The organism is Alphaproteobacteria bacterium (genome assembly GCA_015231795.1).
Lineage (GTDB): Bacteria > Pseudomonadota > Alphaproteobacteria > Rhodospirillales > WMHbin7 > WMHbin7.
In genome coordinates, this window is record JADGAX010000001.1 from 621,207 (window position 1) to 640,458 (window position 19,252).

The following is a 19,252-nucleotide window of genomic DNA, read 5'->3' on the forward strand; positions in this document are numbered from 1 at the left end:
CAACGGCGGGGTCCGCGCAAAATGAAAGGGAGGCAAGGCTGCCGCGCCCCCTATGGGGAGGCGCGGCCTGCTTGGAACTTACTCGCCCCGCTGCTTGCGGGTGTAGTCCTTCAACTGGCGCTCGGCGATCGAAAAGGCGTCGCGCAGGGCCACGCCGATGTCTTCATGGACATGCGGGTCCTTGGGGGCGCGCTTGACGACGATTTTGTCGCCCGGCACCGTGATGTCGATGTTGATGTGGTACGGTTCACCCTTGTGATGCAGGTTGGAGGTGTTGCGATGATGCATCTCGACGGTGACCCGGCAGCCGGTGATCCGATCGCAAAACTGCTCCAGCTTGGCGACCTTCTCGCGAATGCGGGTTTCAACCGCGTCGGAATGATCAATGCCGTGAAATGAGATTTGCACGGAATTTGGCATCAACGTCTCCTTGGAATCTAAACCTGTCTTCCCGTTGGTCGGAAAGGGCGGAACTGAATACCCCATGCGCCAGAGGAAGGCAACGCCTCTCGAACGGAGGCTGCCTTTAATTATGTGCCCCTTGCGGGGCGAAGTCATGATTAAATCGGGCTTGACGCCGAAAATCGTCGCCAACCAACTGTTTTTATTCTGATTTCATCCTGGCGATGGTCGCCGTCGTGCTGTGCCCCTGGGCCAGATCGGCCAGCAGGACGCGCCCTCCCCAGCTCTGCACCAGATCGGCGCCCACCACCTTGTCGACCGTATAATCCGATCCTTTGACCAGAAGCTCGGGTTTCAGGGACTCGATCAGCGCCAGCGGCGTGTCTTCTCCGAAAATCACCACCAGATCGACCGAGGCCAGCGAGGCCAGAACGGCGGCGCGGGAGGCTTCCGATTGCACAGGGCGCGTGGGTCCCTTCAGGCGCGATACCGAAGCGTCGCTGTTCAACCCCACCACCAATTTGTCGCAAGCCGCGCGGGCCTGGGCCAGCAACGACACATGGCCAGGATGCAACAGATCGAAGCAGCCGTTGGTAAAGCCGATCTTGCAGCCTTTCAGACGCCAAGCGCTCAGGCGCTCCTTGGCCTGTTCCAGCGAGGCCAGCTTGCTCTCAGCCTGCCACAAATCTTGATGATGGAAGGCGGCCACCAGTTCCTCGGGATGCACGATGGCCGTGCCCACCTTGCCGACCACGATTCCGGCAGCGGCATTGGCCAGCCTGGCCGCCGACACCAAGGGCAAGCCCGCCCCCAAGGCCGCCGAAAGCGTGGCGATCACGGTATCGCCAGCCCCCGAGACGTCGAACACCTCCCTGGCCTCGGCCTTCAGGTGATGCACGGCGCCCGAGGATTCGACCAGCGTCATGCCATCCTGGCTGCGCGTGACCAGCACATTCAAGACGCCGCAGGCCGCCATCAGATGCTTGGCCGCCGCCACCACGTCCTCGTCGCTTTTCACCGGCATATGGGTCGCTTCGGCCAGTTCGCGCCGGTTGGGGGTCAGCAAGGTAGCACCCCGGTAGCGCGAGAAATCGACGCCCTTGGGATCGGCCACCACGGGCCGTCCGGCACAGCGCGCCAGTTCGATCAGTTGCGGCAACAAGGCAGGCGACAACACGCCCTTGCCGTAATCCGACAGCAACAAGATGCGCGAGTCTTTCAGGCCCCTGGCGACGGCTTCCAGCACGTCGTCCTGGCCGCCCTTCGACAGCGGCCCCACGGTTTCGCGGTCGGCGCGCAGCAATTGCTGATTTCCAGCGCAAAAGCGGGTCTTGATCGAGGTCTTGCGCGCTGCTTCGACAGCCAGCCTGGGCGTAACCCCATTCTCCTGTTCCAGCAGATGGCGCACCTCGCGCCCGGACGCATCGTCGCCGATGGCGGTGACGAATTCAGCCCTGGCGCCGATGGCGGCCAGATTGCGCACCACATTGCCCGCCCCGCCCAGCATCGCGTTTTCATGATCGATGGACAGAACGGGAATGGGCGCTTCGGGCGAAATGCGCACGGCGTCGCCATAGACGTAACGGTCCAGCATGACGTCGCCTACCACAAGCACGGGCACGTCCTTCAGATCGGCCACCTGCGCCGCCAGTTGCGATTGATCGGTCATCAGGACAAGGCCTCGCGCTCGAGCGCTTCGCACAGCATATGGCCGATCAGGATGTGCATTTCTTGAATGCGCGCCGTTTCATGGACCGGCACGATCAACAAGGGATCGGCCAACCCCACCAGCTTTCCGCCGTCGCGCCCGGACAGACCGGCGGCGACGCAACCCATCGCCTTGGCCGCTTCCAGCGCCAACGTGACATTGGCGCTGTTGCCCGATGTGGTGATGCCGATCGCCACGTCCCCAGGCCGGGCCAAGGCTTCGATCTGGCGGGCGAAGATCAGTTCGAACCCCAGATCGTTGGCGCAGGCGGTCAGGCAAGATGTGTCGGTGGTCAGCGCCAGGGCGGCGATGGCCTTGCGGTTGCGCATATAGCGGATGGTCAGTTCGGTGGCCAAGTGCTGCGCATCGGCGGCACTACCGCCATTGCCGAAAAACATCAGCTTGCCGCCATTGTCCAAGGACTTCCGGCAGACCGCCACCAGCGCTGAGAACGGCTCGGACAGGGAATCGCGAACCGCCGCCAGCGCGTGGGCGTGGCGTTCGATCTCGTCGTAGAACAGGGTATCGCCGCTCATGTCGCCAAATCAGTTCCGGCAGCGCAAAACGGCATGCAGAACTTCCGCCCGGATGCGGCAACCATTCAGATTGGCCCGCCAGAAATCGGCCCCGGTCAACTGCGCCCCCAACAGATCGGCCATGCGCAAGTCGGCGTTCGACAGATCGGCCCCTTCAAGCAGGGCACCCCTCAACGAGGCGTTGCGCAACAGTACGCCGGTCAGATTGCATCCCGACAGAATGGCCCGGTCGAGCTTGCAATTGGACAAGTCGGCCTCGCGGAAATCGGCATGACGCAGGTCCGTCCCCGTCATGTCTAGTCCGCGCAGGTCCTGACCGGCAAAATCGGCGCGCTTTCCATAGCTCTGCCCCGTATCGCCGCCCCTGAGCCATTGCGTATGCTCTTCAAGAATGTCCTTCAGTTCGGCGGCGTTCATCAGCGGGTCCTTTCAGATGTTTTCACCCTCGGTCACCGCTTTGACCGCATCGGCCAACATAGCGGTAACGTGGTCGATGTCGCCCAGACGATCGACATTCACCACCAGATCGAAGGCGGCCGGATCGTTCAGGCGCGAATGGAACATTTCCCACACGTATTTGCCGCGCTGGGCGTTGTGTTCCTGAATGAGCTTCTTGGCGTCTTCGACGCCGATGCCGTCTTCATGGGCGACGCGCTCGGCGCACTTGTCCAGGGCGCCGATCAGGCGCACGCGAAGCGCCTTGGTGTGGCCCAGAATGACATGGCCGCCGCGCCCCATGATGACGCCGCCGACGCGGCTTAGCGACAGCATGATGTTGACCATGTGGCGCTTATAGGTGTCGGCGCTGGCGTCCTGGCCGGTGAACAGCGAGTACAGCCACAGATCGCGCGCCTTATGGACCTTTTCCTCCAGCGTCTTCACGACATGGGGGTCCATATGCGTGCGTTCGATGATCTTCTCAAGGACTTCCTTCGAGAAGTAGCGCACGCCCAGGCTCTCGGCCAGCTTCTTGCCGATCAACTCGCCGCGGCAACCGTAATCTCTGGAAATGCAGATGACATAGCGTTGCCCTTCCTTGGCCTCCTGCCCGCCGCCGGGAATGGCGACCGAGGAGACGATGGCCTGGAGGGCGCTTTGGAAATTAGGCATGGTGCGGGAATTCCTTTTTTTGTGACCGTTCAGGTCTTGGTGGACGGCCTATCCTAACATGCAAGAATGCCTCCGGCTAGGCCGCCTTCGCACCTGCAGCAGCAGCCGCGCGCCCCGCTTCGAACGCCTGGGCATTCAACACGCCAAGCTCGGGTTTTTTGGCCGAGAAGCGTTTGACCAGACATTCCTTCACCGAATCGGGTGCAAAGGGCAACGCTCCGGCCACCGCCCCCAGCATGACCGAATTGACCAAGCGGGCATTGCCCAATTCCTTGGCGATTCCGCCAGCATCGATGGGCACCATGCGCGTCCCCGAGGCCCGGATGTCGGCCAGTGGATCGACCGGATAGCTGAACAGGCCGGTCGACACCACGGGGGGGATGACGCGCATCGTATTCACAAGGGCGATTCCCGATGGTTTCAGATGTGAAATCCAGCGCAGCCCTTCGGCCAGTTCGAAGGCCAGCAGCACATCGGCCTGACCGGGCGGAATGGCGGGCGAGAAGATCTTGGGGCCGAAGCGAAGATGCGACGTGACGACGCCGCCTCGCTGGGCCATGCCCGCCACTTCGGTTTTCTTGACGTCGTGACCGGCGGCGATCGCCGCCTCGGCCAGGATCTCGGAAGCCGTCAAAACGCCCTGTCCGCCGATGCCGCAGAGCAAGACGTTGGTGATTGCGCTCTCAGCCATGGGCCTGGGCCTCCTTGGACGTCTTGGTGGGCGGCATCATCCGCTTGATGGCGTCGGGTCCGCAGGTTTCCGTGCACAAGCCGCAGCCCGTGCAGCCCGAGATGTCGATATCGACGAAGGCCAGTTCCTGATCCTTGCCGTTCTTCGCCACCGTCTCGCGCTTACGCACCAGAATGGCCGGACAGCCGGTTTTCAAACAATTGCCGCAGCCCGTGCAGGCCTCTTCGATCACCGTATAGGGCGCGAAACGCTGATGATCCTCGATCAGCACGCATGGCTGGTCGGTGATGATCACCGACACTTCGGGGATGGCCATCTCGTCCTTCAGTGTCTTGAAAAGGACCGGCATCATATAGGGATTGATCTTGTGGATGCGTTCGGGTTTCACGCCCAGCGCTTCGATCAGCTTGATGAAATCCACCTTGGGGGCGGGCATGCCATAGGCATCCTTGCCGGTGCCGGGATGATCCTGCCCGCCGGTCATGCCGACGGTTTGGTTGTCGAGGATCAGAACCGTGGCGTTGCCCTTGTTGTAGACCAGATTGAGCAGGCCCTGAATGCCCATATGCAGGAAGGTGGAATCGCCGATGACGGCGACCACCGACTTGTCGGCGTCCTTGGGCAGGCGGCCCTTGTCGAGGCCCAGCGCCATGGTCAGGGAAGCGCCCATGCAGGTGGTGGTGTCCAGGGCTTTCCAAGGATGAAGAGCTCCCAGCGTATAACAGCCGATGTCGCCGGAAATGGTGACCTGACGGCGCAGCTTGGACAACGTGTAATAAACGCCCAGATGCGGACAACCCACGCACATGGTGGGCGGGCGCGGAAAGACCAGCGAGGAATCATGCGCCAGCTTGCGCACCGGCACCGGCTCGCCCAGGAACTTGGCAATCGCCGGGATAAGAATTTCAGGCGCCAACTCGCCGTTCGAAGGCAGGATGTCCTTGCCCGTGCAGCCGATGCCCTCGGCCTTGAGCTCGGTCTCCAGCAGCTTCTCGGTTTCCTCGACCACCACCAGACGTTCCACCGTGCCCGCAAAGGCGCGGATGATTTCGAAAGGGGCCGGATGCGACAGGCCCAGCTTCAACACCGGGGCGTCGGGGAAGGATTCCTTCACATGCAGATAGCCTGGGCCAGAGGTCACGAAGCCGACGCGCTTGTCGCTCCCCTGCTCGACGACGTTCAGGGGGCTGCTTTCGCTTTCGGCCTTCAGGGCCTTTTCGCGTTCGGCCTGCAAGGGAAGACGGCGCTTGGCGGTAGAGGGGACCAGCACCCAGCGATTGGGGTCATAGGTAAATCCGCCCTCGCTGTTGGGTGGACGCCGCTCGCCCACCGTGACCAGCGACTTCACATGGCAAACCCGGGTGGTCAGGCGCAAGATGACGATGGTCTCGAATTTTTCGGACAGATCGAAGGCGGCCTTCGTCATCTCGAAGGCTTCCTGGGCGTCGGCGGGTTCCATCACGGGAATATGAGCGAAACGGCCCCAGAAGCGCGTGTCCTGCTCGTTCTGCGAGGATGAAAGGCCCACATCGTCGGCGACCACGAGAACCAAACCGCCCACCACGCCCGCCAGCGACTGGCTCATCAAGGGATCGGCCGCCACATTGACGCCCACCTGCTTCATGGCGGCCAGCGAGCGCGACCCGGCCACCGCCGCGCCGATGGCCACTTCCAGCGCCACCTTTTCGTTGACCGCCCATTGGGCGTTCAAATCGGGATATTGGGTCAGTTCTTCCAGAATTTCCGTCGAAGGGGTGCCGGGATAGGCGGAAGCCAGGGCTAGTCCGGACTCCCAGGCGGCACGCGCGACGGCTTCGTTGCCGGACATCATCAGACGTGTTCCGGCGGGGGGCAGGGCTTTCTTCTTCACAAAATCACTCCTTGTATCCCAGGTGCGTCACGCCCGATTTCAGGCGATTGTTGTTATCCGAACAGTTTGTCGATGTCGTCCTGGCTGATGCCCCTACCTTCAAGAGCCGGACCGGAAACCAGATGATCGTCGGCGTGAATCTGATCGGGAGAAGCCGAAGGCGCCATCTCCGAGAAACTGTCGTCGCCCCAGATCTCGATCATGGCGTTCACGCGCGTTTCGATGAATTTCAGCGTGTTCACCACCTTGGTGATGCGCTGGCCTGTAATGTCTTGGAAGTTGCACGCCTCGTAGATGCCCACCACGTGGTCGGAAATCTGGTCGGCCAAATTCCGCCCGTGATTGTCTTGCACATGGGCCAGCAGATTATGCACGACGCCGTCGATCTGCTCGGCCTTTTCCAAAATGCCCTGCGTGGCGTTCTCGGTCGCCTCGACCACGGCGTCCAGTTCGTTGGTCACCGCCACGATATGATCGTCGCCGGTCGTCGCCGGGCGAAGGGCCGCGATCTCGGCCTTGGTCTGCTGGATGCTGCGGCCAAGTGCCCGCACCTCGGTGCGCAGCAAATCCATTTCGGCCTTTTCGTTCTGAAGCGCTTCCTTCTCGCCCGCCAACTTGGCGCGCGCCTCGGGATCGGCATGCGCCCCCGACAGCAAAAGCTCCTTCATGTCGTTGCGCAGTTGCGCAATGGCTTCCAGGATCTGGACCGTGTCGCCGCCAGACAGGCCCGCGGAAGCAGCGGCGGGCACAGACTGCCCTTCGCGCTTCAGGCGCTGGATTTCAGCGGTAAACAGTTTCCGTCCCGCGCCGTTCGGACTCATTGCCATCTTTCCATCCCCCACGCACCCACACACTTCTCTCTGTCGGCGGCCCGTCCCGAACCGCCAAACCTGGAACTTCTATCGATACATCACCATTTGCAAATACGGCAAGTATCTTCGCCGCATTGCAGGCTTGAAAGAGGTTTCCAATCGCCTCACTATTCCGCCAAAGCCCCATAGAGGCAATGGTTAATGAGCCAGAGGGAAATCCAGGGAATGACAAAGCCGAACAAGAAGGCTACCCAGTCGGCTGCTCGGCGCCATGTTCCTGTAACAGACACCGAATGTATTCTTGATGTTCTTCCTGATCCGGTCGTATTGATCGACGGCTCAGGCCTGGTCAGGCTTGCCAACGCCGTCTTCGAGCAATTGTTCGGCTGGACGAAATCGGAAATATTGGGGCTGCCTCTTTCCTTGCTGATGGCCCATTCGGAAGCGGCGGCCCGCGAAATCGCGCCAAGCGGCTATGTTCATAAGGAGCACGGCCACTGTTTGATGCGTTCCAGACCCATCCTGGCGGCGCGCAAAAGCGGGCAGTTGTTTCCTGCCGAACTGACGATCAGCGAATTTCACCAGGGTGGCAAAACCGGATTCATCGGCGTTTTCCATGATATGCGCCGGATTGACGAGGCCAGAAAAGCCCTGAACGACAATCAAGAGCGTTTCGCCCTGGCCCTGTCTGGCACCAATGAGGGAATTTGGGACTGGGATCTGCAAAGCGGACTTGTCTTTTACTCCGAGCGCGTGCGCGACCTTTTCGGTCTTGAGCGCAGCGTCGGCACAACGAACGACTGGCTGGCTTGCGTTCATGCCGATGACCAGGTTCATTATCTTGCCGCCGTCAGGACCCACCTGAAGGGCGAAACGCAATTCCTGAACATCGACTACCGCTTGGCGGGCAACGAGCGGCGCTGGGTTCGCCATCGCGGCCTGGGGCTGCGCGACGGGAGCGGACGCGTGTTCCGCATGGCGGGATCGGTGGGCGACATCACGGAAACCAAGCTGGCCGAAGTCAAACTTCGCGACACATTGGCCCAGGTCGAGGCGGCCAACCGGGCCAAGGCGGATTTCCTGGCCGCCATGAGTCATGAATTGCGCACCCCCCTTAACGCCATCATTGGCTTTTCCGAGATGATTCACGGCCAAATTCTGGGGCCGGTCGGCACCCAAAAATACGTCGAATATGCAAGCGACATCATGGTTTCGGCCCGCCATCTGCTGGAAATCATCAACGACATTCTGGAAATGGCCCGCCTGGAGGCCGGACAGACGGAATTCCGACCGACTCTGATCGACATGACGACGGTCATCGAAACTTCCCTGCGCCTGTTGCACCAGCGGATTTCGCATTCAGGCCTGACGCTGGCCGCGAAGATCGCGCCAAATCTGCCGCCGATCCTGGGCGATGAGCGGCGCTTAAAGCAGGTGATGATCAATCTGTTGGGCAATGCCATCAAATTCACACCCAAGGAAGGGCTGATCGTCGTCGAGGCCAAGCCCGTGCTGGACGGCAGGCTGATGGTGCGCGTCATCGATTCCGGGGTCGGCATCGCCGAGCGCGACATTCCAAGGGCGCTGGCCCCCTTCACCCAGGTCGACAGCGTCGTGGCGAGACGCTACCAAGGATCGGGCCTTGGCCTGCCGCTTGCCAAGGCCTTCGTCGAATTGCATGGCGGGAATCTGGAATTGTCCAGTATTCTGGGCAAGGGGACGACGGTCACCCTGTATTTCCCGGCGCAACCACAACACCCGCAATGAATTCAGCCTTTCGACTTGCCACATTCAACCTTGAAAATCTGGACGCGCGCCCAGAGCATGCGGGCGGCGCAAGCCTGGATGAACGGCTTTGCCTTTTGCGTCCGCAACTGGAACGCCTGAGCGCCGACATCTTGTGCCTTCAGGAAGTGAATGCCGAGGAAATCGTCAAGAATGGCGAGCGCCGGGCGCTCGCACTCACCCGCCTGATCGACGGCACGCGATACCAAGCCTATCACCTGGCGTTCAGCCGAAACCGGGCGGGAATCCGCATGGCCGACCGGCACAATTTGGCCATTCTGTCTCGCTTTCCCATCTTGGAAGAGCGCCAGATTTGGCACCATCTGGTCGCCCCCTTGCGCCATTTCGCGCCCCATGCTCCCGACGCCCCGCTGCCGGTCGAGTGGGACCGCCCGCTTTTGCATGTCAGGCTGGATCTGGGAAGCGGCGCCAATCTGCACGTCCTTAACCTGCACTTGAAAGCGCCCAGGGCTTCCTTTGTCGAGGGAGCCAAGGAGAACCCGGACCGCTGGAAGAATGTGCAGGGCTGGGCGGAAGGATTTCATCTGGCGTCGGTCAAACGTTCGGGCCAGGCCCTGGAAGCGCGCCTTGTCGTCGATGCCCTGCAAGACGCCGACCCGCAAGCCCTGATCGCGGTGGCGGGCGATTTCAACGCCCAGGACAACGAAACCCCTTTGCGGCTTTTGCGCGCCGAGGCCGACGACACCGGCAACGCGCATCTGGCCGCCAGATCGCTGGTTTCCCTGGAGCGCGGCTTGGCGGAAAGCCAGCGCTTCTCGGTCATCCATCACGGCAGGCCCGCCATGCTGGACCATATCCTGGTTTCCAGACCCTTGCTGGGCTGGGCCAGGGACATTGCCGTCCATAACGAGGCCTTGGGCGACGAGGCCATTTCGCCCGCTCTGATTCCGGCGACCGGCGAAAGCTATCACGCCCCCTTGGTCGCCACTTTTCAAGCGCCCGAAAAAGCCAAGGCGTGATAGGCTGGCCCCATGTGGACCGACATCGTCGACCTTCGCGATTTTTACGCTTCGGGCCTGGGCCAAATGACGGCCCGGCTGTTGCGACGGCGCATTCGCGAAGTCTGGCCCAACCTGACCGGCGAGGCCGTGCTGGGCGTCGGCTTCGCGCCGCCTCTGCTGCGCGCCGGACTTGACGAGGCCCATAGGGTCGCCGCCGTCATGCCGCCGCCCATGGGCGTGTTGCGCTGGCCTGCCGAAGGGCCATGCAACTCGGTGCTGGCCGACGAATTGTCCCTGCCCTTCCCTGATCTGATGTTCGACCGCGTGCTGATCGTTCACGCGCTGGAATCGACCTATCATCCGCGCAGCCTGCTGCGCGAGGCCTGGCGGGTGCTGAAGGATTCCGGCCGCTTGCTGGTGGTCGTGCCCAATCGCCTGGGCGTGTGGTCCAGGCTGGAACGCTCGCCCTTCGCTGTCGGTCGCCCCTATTCGCCGATGCAATTGCAAAGCCTGCTGCGCGACGCTTTGTTCACCCCCACCCAATCGACCGGCGCTCTTTATCTGCCGCCGTTCAAATCGCGCATGCTGCTGGCCTCGGCCTCGGCGGCGGAGGAAGCGGGACGGCGCTGGTTCAGAGGATTCTCGGGCGTGCTGATGGTGGAAGCCGCCAAGCAGGTCTATGCCGCCGGGTTGGCGCGCGAAACCGCGCCCAGAAAACGCACGACCGTCCTGGCCCTGCCTCAGGCTCCATTGAGCGGGTCGTCTTTGATCGAGGCCGGAAACCGGCCCGGATCAAAGACGTGAATCCGCTCAACGGATATATCTAAGGGAACGATTCACGTTTTACCCAGTTCGCGTAGGCGATCCGGGTAAAGCGATCGTGCCCTTTGGGCGAAAAGCGACGCAGATGGATGGGTCGGTTTCCAGCCTGGGGCCGCCCACCAAATCGATGCAGTAGGGAATGGCTGGAAAGACCGCCTTCAGGCAATCGGCGATGGCCGATGGCTTGCCCGGCAAATTCAAGATCAGGCTTTTGCCTCGAATGCCCGCCGTCTGGCGCGACAAGATGGCGGTAGGCACCACCTTGAGACTCTCCAGCCGCATCAGTTCGCCAAAGCCCGGCATCATCTTTTCGCACACCGCCTCGGTGGCTTCAGGCGTGACGTCGCGAAGCGCAGGCCCCGTGCCGCCGGTGGTGACGATCAACGAACATCCAGCCACGTCGGCCAGCTCGATCAACGTGGCTTCAATGGTGGCCTGAACATCGGGGATCAGGCGCGTTTCGGCCCGCCAGGGGATGGACAAATACCGCCCCAACTCGGCCAGAATGGCCGGGCCGCCCTTATCTTCGTAAACGCCTGAACTGGCGCGGTCGGAAACCGTCACCACGCCGATGGGGATTTCTTGGGACACGCCAACACTCCTTAGCCGGTTTCCCACAAGCTAAGGACTGAACGGCCAACGGTCAATCTCAGTGCCAAGGCGTATCGACATCCTCGAAATTGGCGCCTTTGTCGTGCAGGTGGCCGGACCTAGCGTTCTCGACGAAATCGAACCAAGCCAGCAGCGCCGCCTTCACGTCGTCCCTACCCGCATGCAGCGGCAAAAGGCCCTCGCGGTTCATCACTTCCATAACCCGGCTCAACAGCGCCTGATGGCAGGCAAGCTCCAAATGCGTCTCAAGCGGTTTCATCGTCACCTCCCAAAGCACCGGGACGGATCCCCCACCCCATCCGCCAAGGGATCATCATGAAGAAAATGTTAACACCGCTGGCGCGCGGAGGGCATGCTGGTTGCGCATGGCTGGGACATGTCAGGGGCGGGGGTGGGGCGACGAGCGCGCGGCCAGTGCCCGGGAGCCGCCGGCAATCCGCTCCTCCTCCCCCTTGCAATCCTTGAAAACTCTGCTATAAACCCCGCTCTTATCCGGTCGCCGGGCGGATGGAGCGCTTTTGCGTTCCTCGGGCATTGCCTAGGCGGCCTCGTGCAACCTTTTGAAAAGGATGGAAAAATGCCCAAGATGAAGACCAAAAGCGCGGTCAAGAAGCGCTTTAAAGTGACGGCTTCCGGCAAGTTGAAGGCCGGTGTGGCCAACAAGCGCCACGGCCTGTCCAAGCGCCCGCAGAAGATGAAGCGTCAGGCCCGCGGCACGTTCGTGCTGTTCGAGGGCGACGAGCGCATCGTCAAGACCTTCATGCCCTACGCCCGCTAAGGAGTATCCGTCATGGCACATGTCAAGCGCGGCGTTACCACGCATGCTCGTCACAAGAAAATTCTGAAGCTGGCCAAGGGCTATCGCGGCCGTTCCAGCACCTGCTACCGCATCGCCATCGAGAAGGTCGAGAAGGGGCTGCAATACGCCTATCGCGACCGTAGGGCCAAGAAGCGCAATTTCCGCGCCCTGTGGATCCAGCGCATCAATGCCGGCGTGCGCGAATGCGGCATGACCTACAGCCGATTTATGAACGGTCTGAAGAGGGCCGGGATCGAGTTGGACCGCAAGGTGCTGTCCGACATGGCGATCAAAGAACCCGCAGCCTTCAAGGATCTGGTCACCCAGGCCCAGGCCGCCTTGGCCGCGTAAGATAAGCGAGAGATCGCTTCAAGTTTGCGAAGGGGGCCTGATCCAATCGGGTCCCCTTTTCATTTGGAAAGCCGGGCGTCTGCAAGGACGCTCGGCGCAAGCGCCCAAGGGGCGCCGCGCCTGGTGGCGCGGGAGCCAAGCGACACGGAGTGTCGCGCCCGGCGCTTGAGGGCAGGAGAAAGAAGCATGGATGAACTGAAATCGTCGGCCTTGGCGGAAATCGCCGCCGCCTCGAACCTGGAAGCCCTGGAAGCCGTGCGCGTCAAAGCGCTGGGCAAGAAAGGCGCTCTGACCGAAGAGATGAAGAAGCTGGGAGGCCTGGCTCCCGACGAGCGCAAGGCCTTCGGCGCCAAAATCAACGAGGTGAAGGCCGCCCTTGAAACGGCGCTGGCCGAGCGCAAGGGCTTGCTGGAAAACGCCGCCATCGACGCGCGCCTAGCTGCCGAGAAAATCGACATCACCCTGCCCTGCCGCCCCGAGATCGAGGGACGCATCCATCCGATCAGCCAGACCATCGACGAAGTGACGGCCATCTTCGCCGAAATGGGATTCGCGGTCGCAGAAGGCCCCGACATCGAAGACGACTTTCACAATTTCACGGCGCTCAACTTCCCGCCCGACCATCCGGCGCGCCAGATGCACGACACCTTCTTTTTCGGCGAGCATGCGCCCGGCGAACGCCTGTTGCTGCGCACGCACACCTCGCCGGTGCAGGTGCGCACCATGCTAAACCAGAAGCCGCCCATCCGCGTCATTATTCCCGGACGCACCTTCCGCTGCGATTCCGACATGACCCACACGCCGATGTTTCATCAGGTGGAAGGGCTGCTGATCGACGAAAGCACGCATTTTGGACATTTGAAAGGCTGCCTGATCGATTTCGTGCGCGCCTTCTTCGAAGTCGACGACGTGCCGGTGCGTTTCCGCCCATCGTTCTTTCCCTTCACGGAACCGTCGGCCGAGGTTGATATCGGCTGCTCGCGCGAGGGCGGCGAGTTGCGCATTGGCCGGGGTGCCGGCTGGCTGGAAATTCTGGGCTGCGGCATGGTGCATCCCAACGTGCTGAAGAATTGCGGCATCGATCCAGACAAATATCAGGGCTTCGCCTTCGGCATGGGCGTTGAACGTCTGGCCATGCTGAAATACGGCATTCCCGATCTGCGCACCTTCTTCGACGGCGATTTGCGCTGGCTGAAACATTACGGCTTCTCGCCCCAGGATGTGCCCACGTTGGCCGGAGGATTGGCCCGATGAAATTCACCCTTTCCTGGTTGAAGGACCATCTCGACACCAAGGCCTCGCTTGGCGAAATCCTTGAGCGCCTGACCATGCTGGGCCTGGAGGTCGAAAGCGTGGAAGACCCGGCATCCGCCCTGTCCGGCATCATCGTCGGCCATGTGCTGGAAGCCAATCAGCACCCCAATGCCGACCGTTTGCGCGTGTGCAAGGTCGATACAGGCAAGGGCGCTATCCAGGTGGTGTGCGGCGCGCCCAATGCGCGGGCGGGCCTGAAAGTGGCGCTTGCCCTGCCCGGCACCGTCATTCCCGCCAGCGGCGAAACGCTGAAGAAGGGGGCCATTCGAGGCCAGGAAAGCCAGGGCATGATGTGCTCGACCCGCGAATTGAAGCTGGGCGAGGATCATGACGGCATCATCGAACTGGATGCCGCCACGCCTGTCGGCGCACCGCTGACCGACGTGCTGTCGCTTGATCCCGTCATCGACATCGCCATCACGCCCAACCGCGCCGATTGCTTGGGCGTGCGCGGCGTTGCCCGCGACCTAGCAGCCGCTGGCCTTGGCCAGCTTAAGCCCCTGGATACCGTGCATGTGCCGGGCAAATTCAAAAGCCCGATCCAGGTGCGCATCGAGGCCAGCCATGCCTGCCCGCTTTTCGTGGGCCGTTATATCCGCGGCGTGAAGAACGGCGAGAGTCCGAAATGGCTGAAGGATCGCCTGACCGCCATCGGGCTGCGTCCCATCTCGGCGCTGGTCGACGTCACCAACTACATCACCTTCGATCTGGCTCGCCCGCTGCACGTCTTCGATGCCGCCAAGGTCAAGGGCGCCATCCATCCCCGTTTGGCCAAGGCGGGCGAAAGGCTGGCGGCGCTGAACGGCAAAACCTATGAACTCGACGATCAGATGACCGTGATCGCCGACGACGAGGGGCCGGAAGCCCTGGGCGGCGTGATCGGCGGCGAACGGTCGGGCTGCACCGAAACCACCACCGACGTCTTTGTGGAATCGGCTCTGTTCGATTCCATCCGCACCGCCAACACCGGGCGCAGGCTGCAAGTGGATTCCGACGCCCGCTATCGCTTCGAGCGCCATGTCGATCCCGAATTCGCGCAAGTCGGCATGGAAATCGCCACCCGCATGATCCTTGATCTGTGTGGCGGCGAGGCGTCCGAACTGGTGATCGCGGGCGCCGTGCCCGATTGGAAGAAAAGTTTCGTGCTGCGCCCCGAGCGCGTGGCCCAGCATGGCGGCATCCATATTTCCAAGACCGAGATCGAGCGCATCTTGATGGGGCTGGGCTGCACGGTGGCCGAGCATGGCGATGGCATTCTGGTGTCGCCGCCCTCGTGGCGCGCCGATATCGGAGCCGAGCACGATCTGGTGGAAGAAGTGATCCGCGTCTATGGCTATGATCACGTGCCAGCCGCTTCGGTGCCCAAACTGTCGGCCATCACCAGCCCTGTGCTGACGGCCTTGCAAAAGCGCCGCTCGCTCATTCGCCGCACCCTGGCGGCAAGGGGCATGAACGAAACCGTCTCCTGGTCCTTCATGCCCAAGGACCTGTCGCGCCTGTTCGGCGGCGGGGCCGATGCGCTGACCTTGGCCAATCCCATCAGTTCCGATCTGGACCAGATGCGCCCCAGCATTCTTGGCAATCTGATCCAGGCGGTGGGCCGCAACGCCGACCGGGGTTTCGCCGATCACGGCCTGTTCGAACTGGGGCCGCAATATGCCGGAACCAAGCCCGGGGATCAGTCCTCGATGGCGTCGGGCGTGCGCGCGGGCCAGATGATCGAACGCAACTGGGCGGGGGCTTCCCGTGCCGTCGATGCCTTCGACGCCAAGGCCGATGCCCTGGCCGCCCTGTCCATCGCGCAAGTGCCGACCGACAATCTGCAAATCGAAGCCGACGCGCCCGGCTGGTATCATCCGGGCCGCTCTGGCTCGCTGAAGCTGGGCGCCAAGGCGCTGGCTTGGTTCGGCGAGATTCATCCCCGCGTGCTGAAAGCGCTGGACGTCAAAGGGCCTGTCGTGGGCTTTGAAATCTTCCTGGACGCCCTGCCGCCGGTGAAAGTGCGCCCCAGCAAAACCAAGCCCGCCCTGAAGGCATCGCCCTTCCAGGCGGTGGTGCGCGATTTCGCCTTCCTGGTCGATAAATCCGTCACCGCCCAGGCCGTGCTGCGCGCCGCCAAATCGGCCGACAAGACGCTGATCGTTACAGCCTCGGTCTTCGATCTTTACGAAGGCAAGGGCGTCGAGGAAGGCAAGAAGTCGCTGGCCATCGCGGTCACGCTGCAACCCACCGAACGCACGCTGACCGACCCCGAGATCGAAGCCGTGGCCGCCAAGGTGGTGGAAGCGGTCTCAAAGGCGACGGGGGCCAGCTTGCGGGGGTGAACCTACGCGCTGGGATCGATGACCGTGACCGGCACGTCTTGGAAATGGCGGACATTGCGTGTGGCCAGGACAGCTTGACGCGCCAGGACGATGCCGGCGATTTGCGTGTCCCTGAATTCGACGGTCAGACCGGCATTCCTGCGACGCGCCGCCAGCATGGCCGCCTCTTCCGCCGCCCGGAAATCGAAGGGCAGAATGCGGCGCTGAAAATCTTCTTCAAGCGCCTGAGCAAAGGCTTTCTCCAACGCTTGGCGCTTGTGGCTGCCAGGCAAAAGTTCCAGACCGAAGCGTATCTCGAAGACGGTGATTGTCGTGATCCACAAGGATTCCGAAGGTTGACGATCTAGCCAAGACACAATGGCCGGATCGGCATCACGGCGCATCACGGCAGACAACACATTCGTATCGAGAATGATCATTCAGTGAACGAGGCGGGAATTGCCGCCGTTCCCCGCACTTCCGGAATGTCTTCTTCCAGGCCGATGGCGGAAAAGCGCTGGCTTAAGCGGCTGCCCAGGCGCTGCAACGGCTCGCCTTCGTCTTTCACGGCGTTCCTTAGGATGTCGCGCACCTCTTCTTCCATGCTGCGCGCATGCGAGGCCGCGCGATGCTGGAGCAGCGTTTTGACTTCTTCCTCGATATTGCGAACCACCAACTGCGCCATAAAATCCTCCAATTTGATATCATGATATCAAATTAAAGATCGTCTTACAATCTCGCTGTAATTAGACGTTAAGCGACTAAAGCGGATCGAAAAAATGCCCGCGAAGCTCTTTCAATTTGCTGCCACTCGATTGCTTTCCACACTCGCCAAGGGCTTCTTCGAGTACGAAAAGGCAGGCATTCAAAAGTGCTTTGTCTCGTGATGGTTCTTCGACCGGGCCAGTTTGGAACTTTCCACCGTGAAACAAATTGTTGCGGACACATCGAACCGCGAGGAAGAGTTCCTTTATGTCTATTATGTCCCTCCCGACTTTCCAATCAATGGAATTCCCTTGGACGATCTGCTTCTTCGGAGGCTTATCAAACAGCACCTTGGCAGAATCAGATTCTTTAACCGTTTGGAAAAACGTATCCGTCAAATTGCGTGCAAAGCAATCCCACCCTGGTTCTGCATTTTTACCGTCGACATGACTCTCAAGGTATCCAGCCTGCTTCAGAGCAAACTCAAATCTGGAAAATACGGCAAAAAATTTGGTCGCTTCGTCCGGAAGGTCCCTCAACAAGACATTTTCATAATCAGAGCACATTCGCTTTCCTCCCTCCCACATCCATGCGATCAAAGGCGACGGGGGCTTCCTTGCGCGGCTAGGAAGGCCAAAATCGCCGCCGTCGCCGCCACATTCAACGACTGCACATGGCCGGAACCGGGGATCACGGCCAGCGCGTCGCATTCGGCTTGGCTGTGTTTGGGCAAGCCGGTTTCCTCATTGCCCAGCACGAAGGCGATGGGCCGTTTGCGCGCCCAGGGCAGAACCTCGGACAAGGGTTTCGACTTTTCGTCCAGCGCCGTGCCGATGACGAAGAATCCCGCTTCCTTCAGGCGTTTCAGGGGCAGCGGAAAGCGCTCGGCCTTGATGATCTCCAGCCATTCCAGCCCGCCCTCGGCGATGCGATAGGCGGCGTCCGAAGGCTGGGCCTGACCTGGATGGTCCGACAGCAACAGGCGTTCGATGCCGAAGAAGGCCAGCGTGCGGGCGATGGCGCCCAGATTGTGCGGATTGCCCACCCCATCCAGCACCACGATATTCTTGCCTTCTTTCGCCCAATCCTTGGCGGCATGGGCGTCGAAAACGCCCACCGTTCTGGGCTTGGCCAGGGCCAGAATGCCGCCATGCATCGGCGTGCCCGCCAGTTTCGTCAATTCCTCGCCGTCGATGGCGCGGTAGGGCTTATGGCCCTCGGCCAGCTTGGCGCACAGCGTGGTCGCCTTCTTGGCCGTGCGTTCGTCCATGAACAGGCGCATCACGCGGGCCGGGTCGCGCTCGACCAAGGCGGTTACCGCCGACAGGCCCGAGATGCGCAACAAGTCGCGCTCGGCCTCGGGCACCAGGGGGCGGTGTTTCTGCTGGGGCGTTCTGGGTCTCTGTGCCATAGTTCCTTCTATCATGACTCTCATCCTTCTCAATAAGCCCTTTAACGTGCTGTGCCAGTTCACCGACCCCGAAGGGCGGGCGACCCTGGCCGACTATGTCAAGGTAAAGGGCGTTTACGCGGCAGGGCGGCTTGATTTCGACAGCGAGGGCCTGCTGGCGCTGACCGACGATGGCAAGCTGAACAAGCGGCTCGCCGATCCCAAGAACAAGACGCCCAAAACCTATTGGGCGCAGGTGGAAGGCATCCCCGACCAGGACGCGCTGCAAAAACTTTGCCGGGGCGTCGAGTTGAAGGACGGCAAGACCTTGCCCGCCAAGGCCTGGATCATTCCCGAGCCACCTAATCTGTGGCCGCGCGAGCCTCCCATCCGTTACCGCGCCGCCATTCCCACCAGTTGGATCGAGCTGACCATCACCGAAGGCAAGAACCGCCAGGTGCGGCGCATGACGGCGGCGGTGGGCCTGCCCACCCTGCGCTTGATCAGAGCCGCCATCGGCGATTGGAAATTGGATGGATTGCCGCCCGGCGAATGGCGGGAAGTGGAACCAGCTAGACGGCAAAAGCCTTTTTAATTAGAATAGGGGCCAGAAAACGGAGGTTTTCTTGAGCAAGCCCTTGTCCCCCATCGTTTCGGAATTCGAAAGCGAAGAACAGGAAGCCAGCTATGATCGCTGGTTCCGGGCCAAGATTCAGACTGCCCTCGACAGCAAGCAGCCCCGCCTTGCGCACGATCAGGCTACAGCGGAAATTCAAGATCGTCTCAACAAAAAGCGTCTGATCCGCAATGCTGGTTGAGTGGCGTAGGGAAGCGCTGGCCGATCTCTGGGCGATTCTCGACTATATCGACGAACGCAATCCATCCGCCGCCGACAGATTGTTTCAGGCTATCGAGACGGCCATTCAATCCTTGCCCGAGCATCCCTATCTCTATCGCCAAGGCCGGGTGGCGGGAACCCGAGAAATCGTCGTCCATCCCAACTATCTGATCGTCTACCGGGTCACGCAGTTGATCGAAATATTGGGCATCCTGCATGCTAGGCAGGAATATCCCTGAAAT

24 protein-coding genes are annotated in these 19,252 nt (G+C 61.4%); 10 read left to right on the plus strand and 14 right to left on the minus strand.

Annotated features, from left to right (window positions below; genetic code table 11):
* Positions 1-78 precede the first annotated feature (78 nt).
* From HQL44_03000 to HQL44_03035, 8 genes are all read right to left on the minus strand, one after another.
* Entirely contained in the window at positions 79-420 is a 342-nt protein-coding gene (locus HQL44_03000) for a ribosome-associated translation inhibitor RaiA (protein MBF0267541.1), read from the minus strand.
* A gap of 184 nt (positions 421-604) precedes the next feature.
* Positions 605-2,071 carry a D-glycero-beta-D-manno-heptose-7-phosphate kinase gene (gene rfaE1, locus HQL44_03005; protein MBF0267542.1) on the minus strand — a complete coding sequence of 489 codons (1,467 nt, stop codon included), beginning with the start codon at positions 2,069-2,071 and terminating at the stop codon, positions 605-607.
* Positions 2,071-2,646 carry a D-sedoheptulose 7-phosphate isomerase gene (locus tag HQL44_03010; GenBank protein ID MBF0267543.1) on the minus strand — a complete coding sequence of 192 codons (576 nt, stop codon included), beginning with the start codon at positions 2,644-2,646 and terminating at the stop codon, positions 2,071-2,073. The genes rfaE1 and HQL44_03010 overlap by 1 nt, the downstream gene beginning before the upstream one ends.
* A gap of 9 nt (positions 2,647-2,655) precedes the next feature.
* Positions 2,656-3,063 carry a pentapeptide repeat-containing protein gene (locus HQL44_03015; GenBank protein ID MBF0267544.1) on the minus strand — a complete coding sequence of 136 codons (408 nt, stop codon included), beginning with the start codon at positions 3,061-3,063 and terminating at the stop codon, positions 2,656-2,658.
* 12 nt (positions 3,064-3,075) lie between these two features.
* A complete protein-coding gene (locus HQL44_03020; protein ID MBF0267545.1) occupies positions 3,076-3,756 on the minus strand; it encodes a cytidylate kinase-like family protein in 681 nt (226 codons plus the stop codon).
* Positions 3,757-3,832: 76 nt separating this feature from the next.
* Complete coding sequence (locus HQL44_03025) at positions 3,833-4,447, minus strand: indolepyruvate oxidoreductase subunit beta (protein MBF0267546.1); 615 nt, start codon at positions 4,445-4,447, stop codon at positions 3,833-3,835.
* Positions 4,440-6,278: a 4Fe-4S dicluster domain-containing protein gene (locus HQL44_03030; GenBank protein MBF0267547.1), complete on the minus strand. Its 1,839-nt coding sequence runs from the start codon at positions 6,276-6,278 to the stop codon at positions 4,440-4,442. The genes HQL44_03025 and HQL44_03030 overlap by 8 nt, the downstream gene beginning before the upstream one ends.
* A gap of 92 nt (positions 6,279-6,370) precedes the next feature.
* A complete protein-coding gene (locus HQL44_03035; GenBank protein ID MBF0267548.1) occupies positions 6,371-7,138 on the minus strand; it encodes a hypothetical protein in 768 nt (255 codons plus the stop codon).
* Positions 7,139-7,354: 216 nt separating this feature from the next.
* Between HQL44_03035 and HQL44_03040 the strand changes: the two genes are divergently transcribed.
* The 3 genes from HQL44_03040 to HQL44_03050 are packed head-to-tail and all read left to right on the plus strand — an operon-like array spanning position 7,355 to position 10,680.
* A complete protein-coding gene (locus HQL44_03040; protein MBF0267549.1) occupies positions 7,355-8,896 on the plus strand; it encodes a PAS domain S-box protein in 1,542 nt (513 codons plus the stop codon).
* Positions 8,893-9,894 (plus strand): endonuclease/exonuclease/phosphatase family protein, encoded by a 1,002-nt coding sequence (locus HQL44_03045; GenBank protein ID MBF0267550.1) that lies wholly within the window; start codon positions 8,893-8,895, stop codon positions 9,892-9,894. Before HQL44_03040 ends, HQL44_03045 begins: the two co-directional genes overlap by 4 nt.
* A gap of 12 nt (positions 9,895-9,906) precedes the next feature.
* On the plus strand, positions 9,907-10,680 hold the full coding sequence (locus HQL44_03050) for a methyltransferase domain-containing protein (GenBank protein ID MBF0267551.1): 774 nt from the start codon (positions 9,907-9,909) through the stop codon (positions 10,678-10,680).
* A gap of 39 nt (positions 10,681-10,719) precedes the next feature.
* Here HQL44_03050 and mog read toward each other — a convergent pair whose 3' ends face one another.
* Complete coding sequence (mog, locus tag HQL44_03055) at positions 10,720-11,289, minus strand: molybdopterin adenylyltransferase (GenBank protein MBF0267552.1); 570 nt, start codon at positions 11,287-11,289, stop codon at positions 10,720-10,722.
* Positions 11,290-11,347: 58 nt separating this feature from the next.
* The gene (locus tag HQL44_03060; GenBank protein MBF0267553.1) at positions 11,348-11,569 is read right to left on the minus strand and encodes a hypothetical protein; all 222 of its coding nucleotides are present in this window, start codon (positions 11,567-11,569) and stop codon (positions 11,348-11,350) included.
* Between the two features lie 318 nt (positions 11,570-11,887).
* On the opposite strand from HQL44_03060, the gene rpmI reads away from it, so the two are divergent.
* From rpmI to HQL44_03080, 4 genes are all read left to right on the plus strand, one after another.
* A complete protein-coding gene (gene rpmI / locus HQL44_03065) occupies positions 11,888-12,088 on the plus strand; it encodes a 50S ribosomal protein L35 (protein ID MBF0267554.1) in 201 nt (66 codons plus the stop codon).
* Between the two features lie 12 nt (positions 12,089-12,100).
* Positions 12,101-12,460, plus strand: coding sequence for a 50S ribosomal protein L20 (rplT, locus tag HQL44_03070; protein MBF0267555.1), 360 nt, complete (start codon positions 12,101-12,103; stop codon positions 12,458-12,460).
* Positions 12,461-12,646: 186 nt separating this feature from the next.
* Positions 12,647-13,714 carry a phenylalanine--tRNA ligase subunit alpha gene (pheS, locus tag HQL44_03075; protein MBF0267556.1) on the plus strand — a complete coding sequence of 356 codons (1,068 nt, stop codon included), beginning with the start codon at positions 12,647-12,649 and terminating at the stop codon, positions 13,712-13,714.
* Positions 13,711-16,098: a phenylalanine--tRNA ligase subunit beta gene (locus tag HQL44_03080; protein MBF0267557.1), complete on the plus strand. Its 2,388-nt coding sequence runs from the start codon at positions 13,711-13,713 to the stop codon at positions 16,096-16,098. Before pheS ends, HQL44_03080 begins: the two co-directional genes overlap by 4 nt.
* 2 nt (positions 16,099-16,100) lie before the next feature.
* On the opposite strand, the gene HQL44_03085 is transcribed toward HQL44_03080, so the two are convergent.
* From HQL44_03085 to HQL44_03100, 4 genes are all read right to left on the minus strand, one after another.
* Positions 16,101-16,517, minus strand: coding sequence for a type II toxin-antitoxin system VapC family toxin (locus HQL44_03085; GenBank protein ID MBF0267558.1), 417 nt, complete (start codon positions 16,515-16,517; stop codon positions 16,101-16,103).
* On the minus strand, positions 16,514-16,762 hold the full coding sequence (locus HQL44_03090) for an Arc family DNA-binding protein (protein MBF0267559.1): 249 nt from the start codon (positions 16,760-16,762) through the stop codon (positions 16,514-16,516). The genes HQL44_03085 and HQL44_03090 overlap by 4 nt, the downstream gene beginning before the upstream one ends.
* 76 nt (positions 16,763-16,838) lie before the next feature.
* Positions 16,839-17,348, minus strand: a complete 510-nt coding sequence (locus HQL44_03095; GenBank protein MBF0267560.1) for a hypothetical protein — start codon at positions 17,346-17,348, stop codon at positions 16,839-16,841.
* A 29-nt stretch (positions 17,349-17,377) separates the two neighbouring features.
* Entirely contained in the window at positions 17,378-18,193 is an 816-nt protein-coding gene (locus HQL44_03100; protein MBF0267561.1) for an RNA methyltransferase, read from the minus strand.
* Positions 18,194-18,203: 10 nt separating this feature from the next.
* On the opposite strand from HQL44_03100, the gene HQL44_03105 reads away from it, so the two are divergent.
* Genes HQL44_03105 through HQL44_03115 form a run of 3 tightly spaced genes read left to right on the plus strand, consistent with a single transcriptional unit; the run spans position 18,204 to position 19,249 of the window.
* Positions 18,204-18,767 (plus strand): rRNA large subunit pseudouridine synthase E, encoded by a 564-nt coding sequence (locus HQL44_03105; GenBank protein MBF0267562.1) that lies wholly within the window; start codon positions 18,204-18,206, stop codon positions 18,765-18,767.
* Positions 18,768-18,798: 31 nt separating this feature from the next.
* Positions 18,799-18,990, plus strand: coding sequence for an antitoxin (locus HQL44_03110; GenBank protein MBF0267563.1), 192 nt, complete (start codon positions 18,799-18,801; stop codon positions 18,988-18,990).
* On the plus strand, positions 18,980-19,249 hold the full coding sequence (locus tag HQL44_03115) for a type II toxin-antitoxin system RelE/ParE family toxin (protein ID MBF0267564.1): 270 nt from the start codon (positions 18,980-18,982) through the stop codon (positions 19,247-19,249). The genes HQL44_03110 and HQL44_03115 overlap by 11 nt, the downstream gene beginning before the upstream one ends.
* Positions 19,250-19,252 lie beyond the last annotated feature (3 nt).

Excerpts from the sequence above, each read along its gene's own strand:
- HQL44_03040 (MBF0267549.1), top strand. The coding sequence starts at position 7,355 with ATGACAAAGCCGAACAAGAAGGCTACCCAGTCGGCTGCTCGGCGCCAT.
- HQL44_03045 (MBF0267550.1), top strand. The coding sequence starts at position 8,893 with ATGAATTCAGCCTTTCGACTTGCCACATTCAACCTTGAAAATCTGGAC.
- rplT (MBF0267555.1), top strand. The coding sequence starts at position 12,101 with ATGGCACATGTCAAGCGCGGCGTTACCACGCATGCTCGTCACAAGAAA.
- HQL44_03015 (MBF0267544.1), bottom strand. The coding sequence starts at position 3,063 with ATGAACGCCGCCGAACTGAAGGACATTCTTGAAGAGCATACGCAATGG.
- HQL44_03100 (MBF0267561.1), bottom strand. The coding sequence starts at position 18,193 with ATGGCACAGAGACCCAGAACGCCCCAGCAGAAACACCGCCCCCTGGTG.
- HQL44_03090 (MBF0267559.1), bottom strand. The coding sequence starts at position 16,762 with ATGGCGCAGTTGGTGGTTCGCAATATCGAGGAAGAAGTCAAAACGCTG.
- HQL44_03060 (MBF0267553.1), bottom strand. The coding sequence starts at position 11,569 with ATGAAACCGCTTGAGACGCATTTGGAGCTTGCCTGCCATCAGGCGCTG.
- HQL44_03030 (MBF0267547.1), bottom strand. The coding sequence starts at position 6,278 with ATGATGTCCGGCAACGAAGCCGTCGCGCGTGCCGCCTGGGAGTCCGGA.
- HQL44_03020 (MBF0267545.1), bottom strand. The coding sequence starts at position 3,756 with ATGCCTAATTTCCAAAGCGCCCTCCAGGCCATCGTCTCCTCGGTCGCC.
- HQL44_03115 (MBF0267564.1), top strand. The coding sequence starts at position 18,980 with ATGCTGGTTGAGTGGCGTAGGGAAGCGCTGGCCGATCTCTGGGCGATT.
- HQL44_03000 (MBF0267541.1), bottom strand. The coding sequence starts at position 420 with ATGCCAAATTCCGTGCAAATCTCATTTCACGGCATTGATCATTCCGAC.
- HQL44_03050 (MBF0267551.1), top strand. The coding sequence starts at position 9,907 with ATGTGGACCGACATCGTCGACCTTCGCGATTTTTACGCTTCGGGCCTG.
- pheS (MBF0267556.1), top strand. The coding sequence starts at position 12,647 with ATGGATGAACTGAAATCGTCGGCCTTGGCGGAAATCGCCGCCGCCTCG.
- HQL44_03010 (MBF0267543.1), bottom strand. The coding sequence starts at position 2,646 with ATGAGCGGCGATACCCTGTTCTACGACGAGATCGAACGCCACGCCCAC.
- rpmI (MBF0267554.1), top strand. The coding sequence starts at position 11,888 with ATGCCCAAGATGAAGACCAAAAGCGCGGTCAAGAAGCGCTTTAAAGTG.
- HQL44_03025 (MBF0267546.1), bottom strand. The coding sequence starts at position 4,447 with ATGGCTGAGAGCGCAATCACCAACGTCTTGCTCTGCGGCATCGGCGGA.
- HQL44_03085 (MBF0267558.1), bottom strand. The coding sequence starts at position 16,517 with ATGATCATTCTCGATACGAATGTGTTGTCTGCCGTGATGCGCCGTGAT.
- HQL44_03095 (MBF0267560.1), bottom strand. The coding sequence starts at position 17,348 with ATGTGCTCTGATTATGAAAATGTCTTGTTGAGGGACCTTCCGGACGAA.
- HQL44_03035 (MBF0267548.1), bottom strand. The coding sequence starts at position 7,138 with ATGAGTCCGAACGGCGCGGGACGGAAACTGTTTACCGCTGAAATCCAG.
- rfaE1 (MBF0267542.1), bottom strand. The coding sequence starts at position 2,071 with ATGACCGATCAATCGCAACTGGCGGCGCAGGTGGCCGATCTGAAGGAC.
- HQL44_03080 (MBF0267557.1), top strand. The coding sequence starts at position 13,711 with ATGAAATTCACCCTTTCCTGGTTGAAGGACCATCTCGACACCAAGGCC.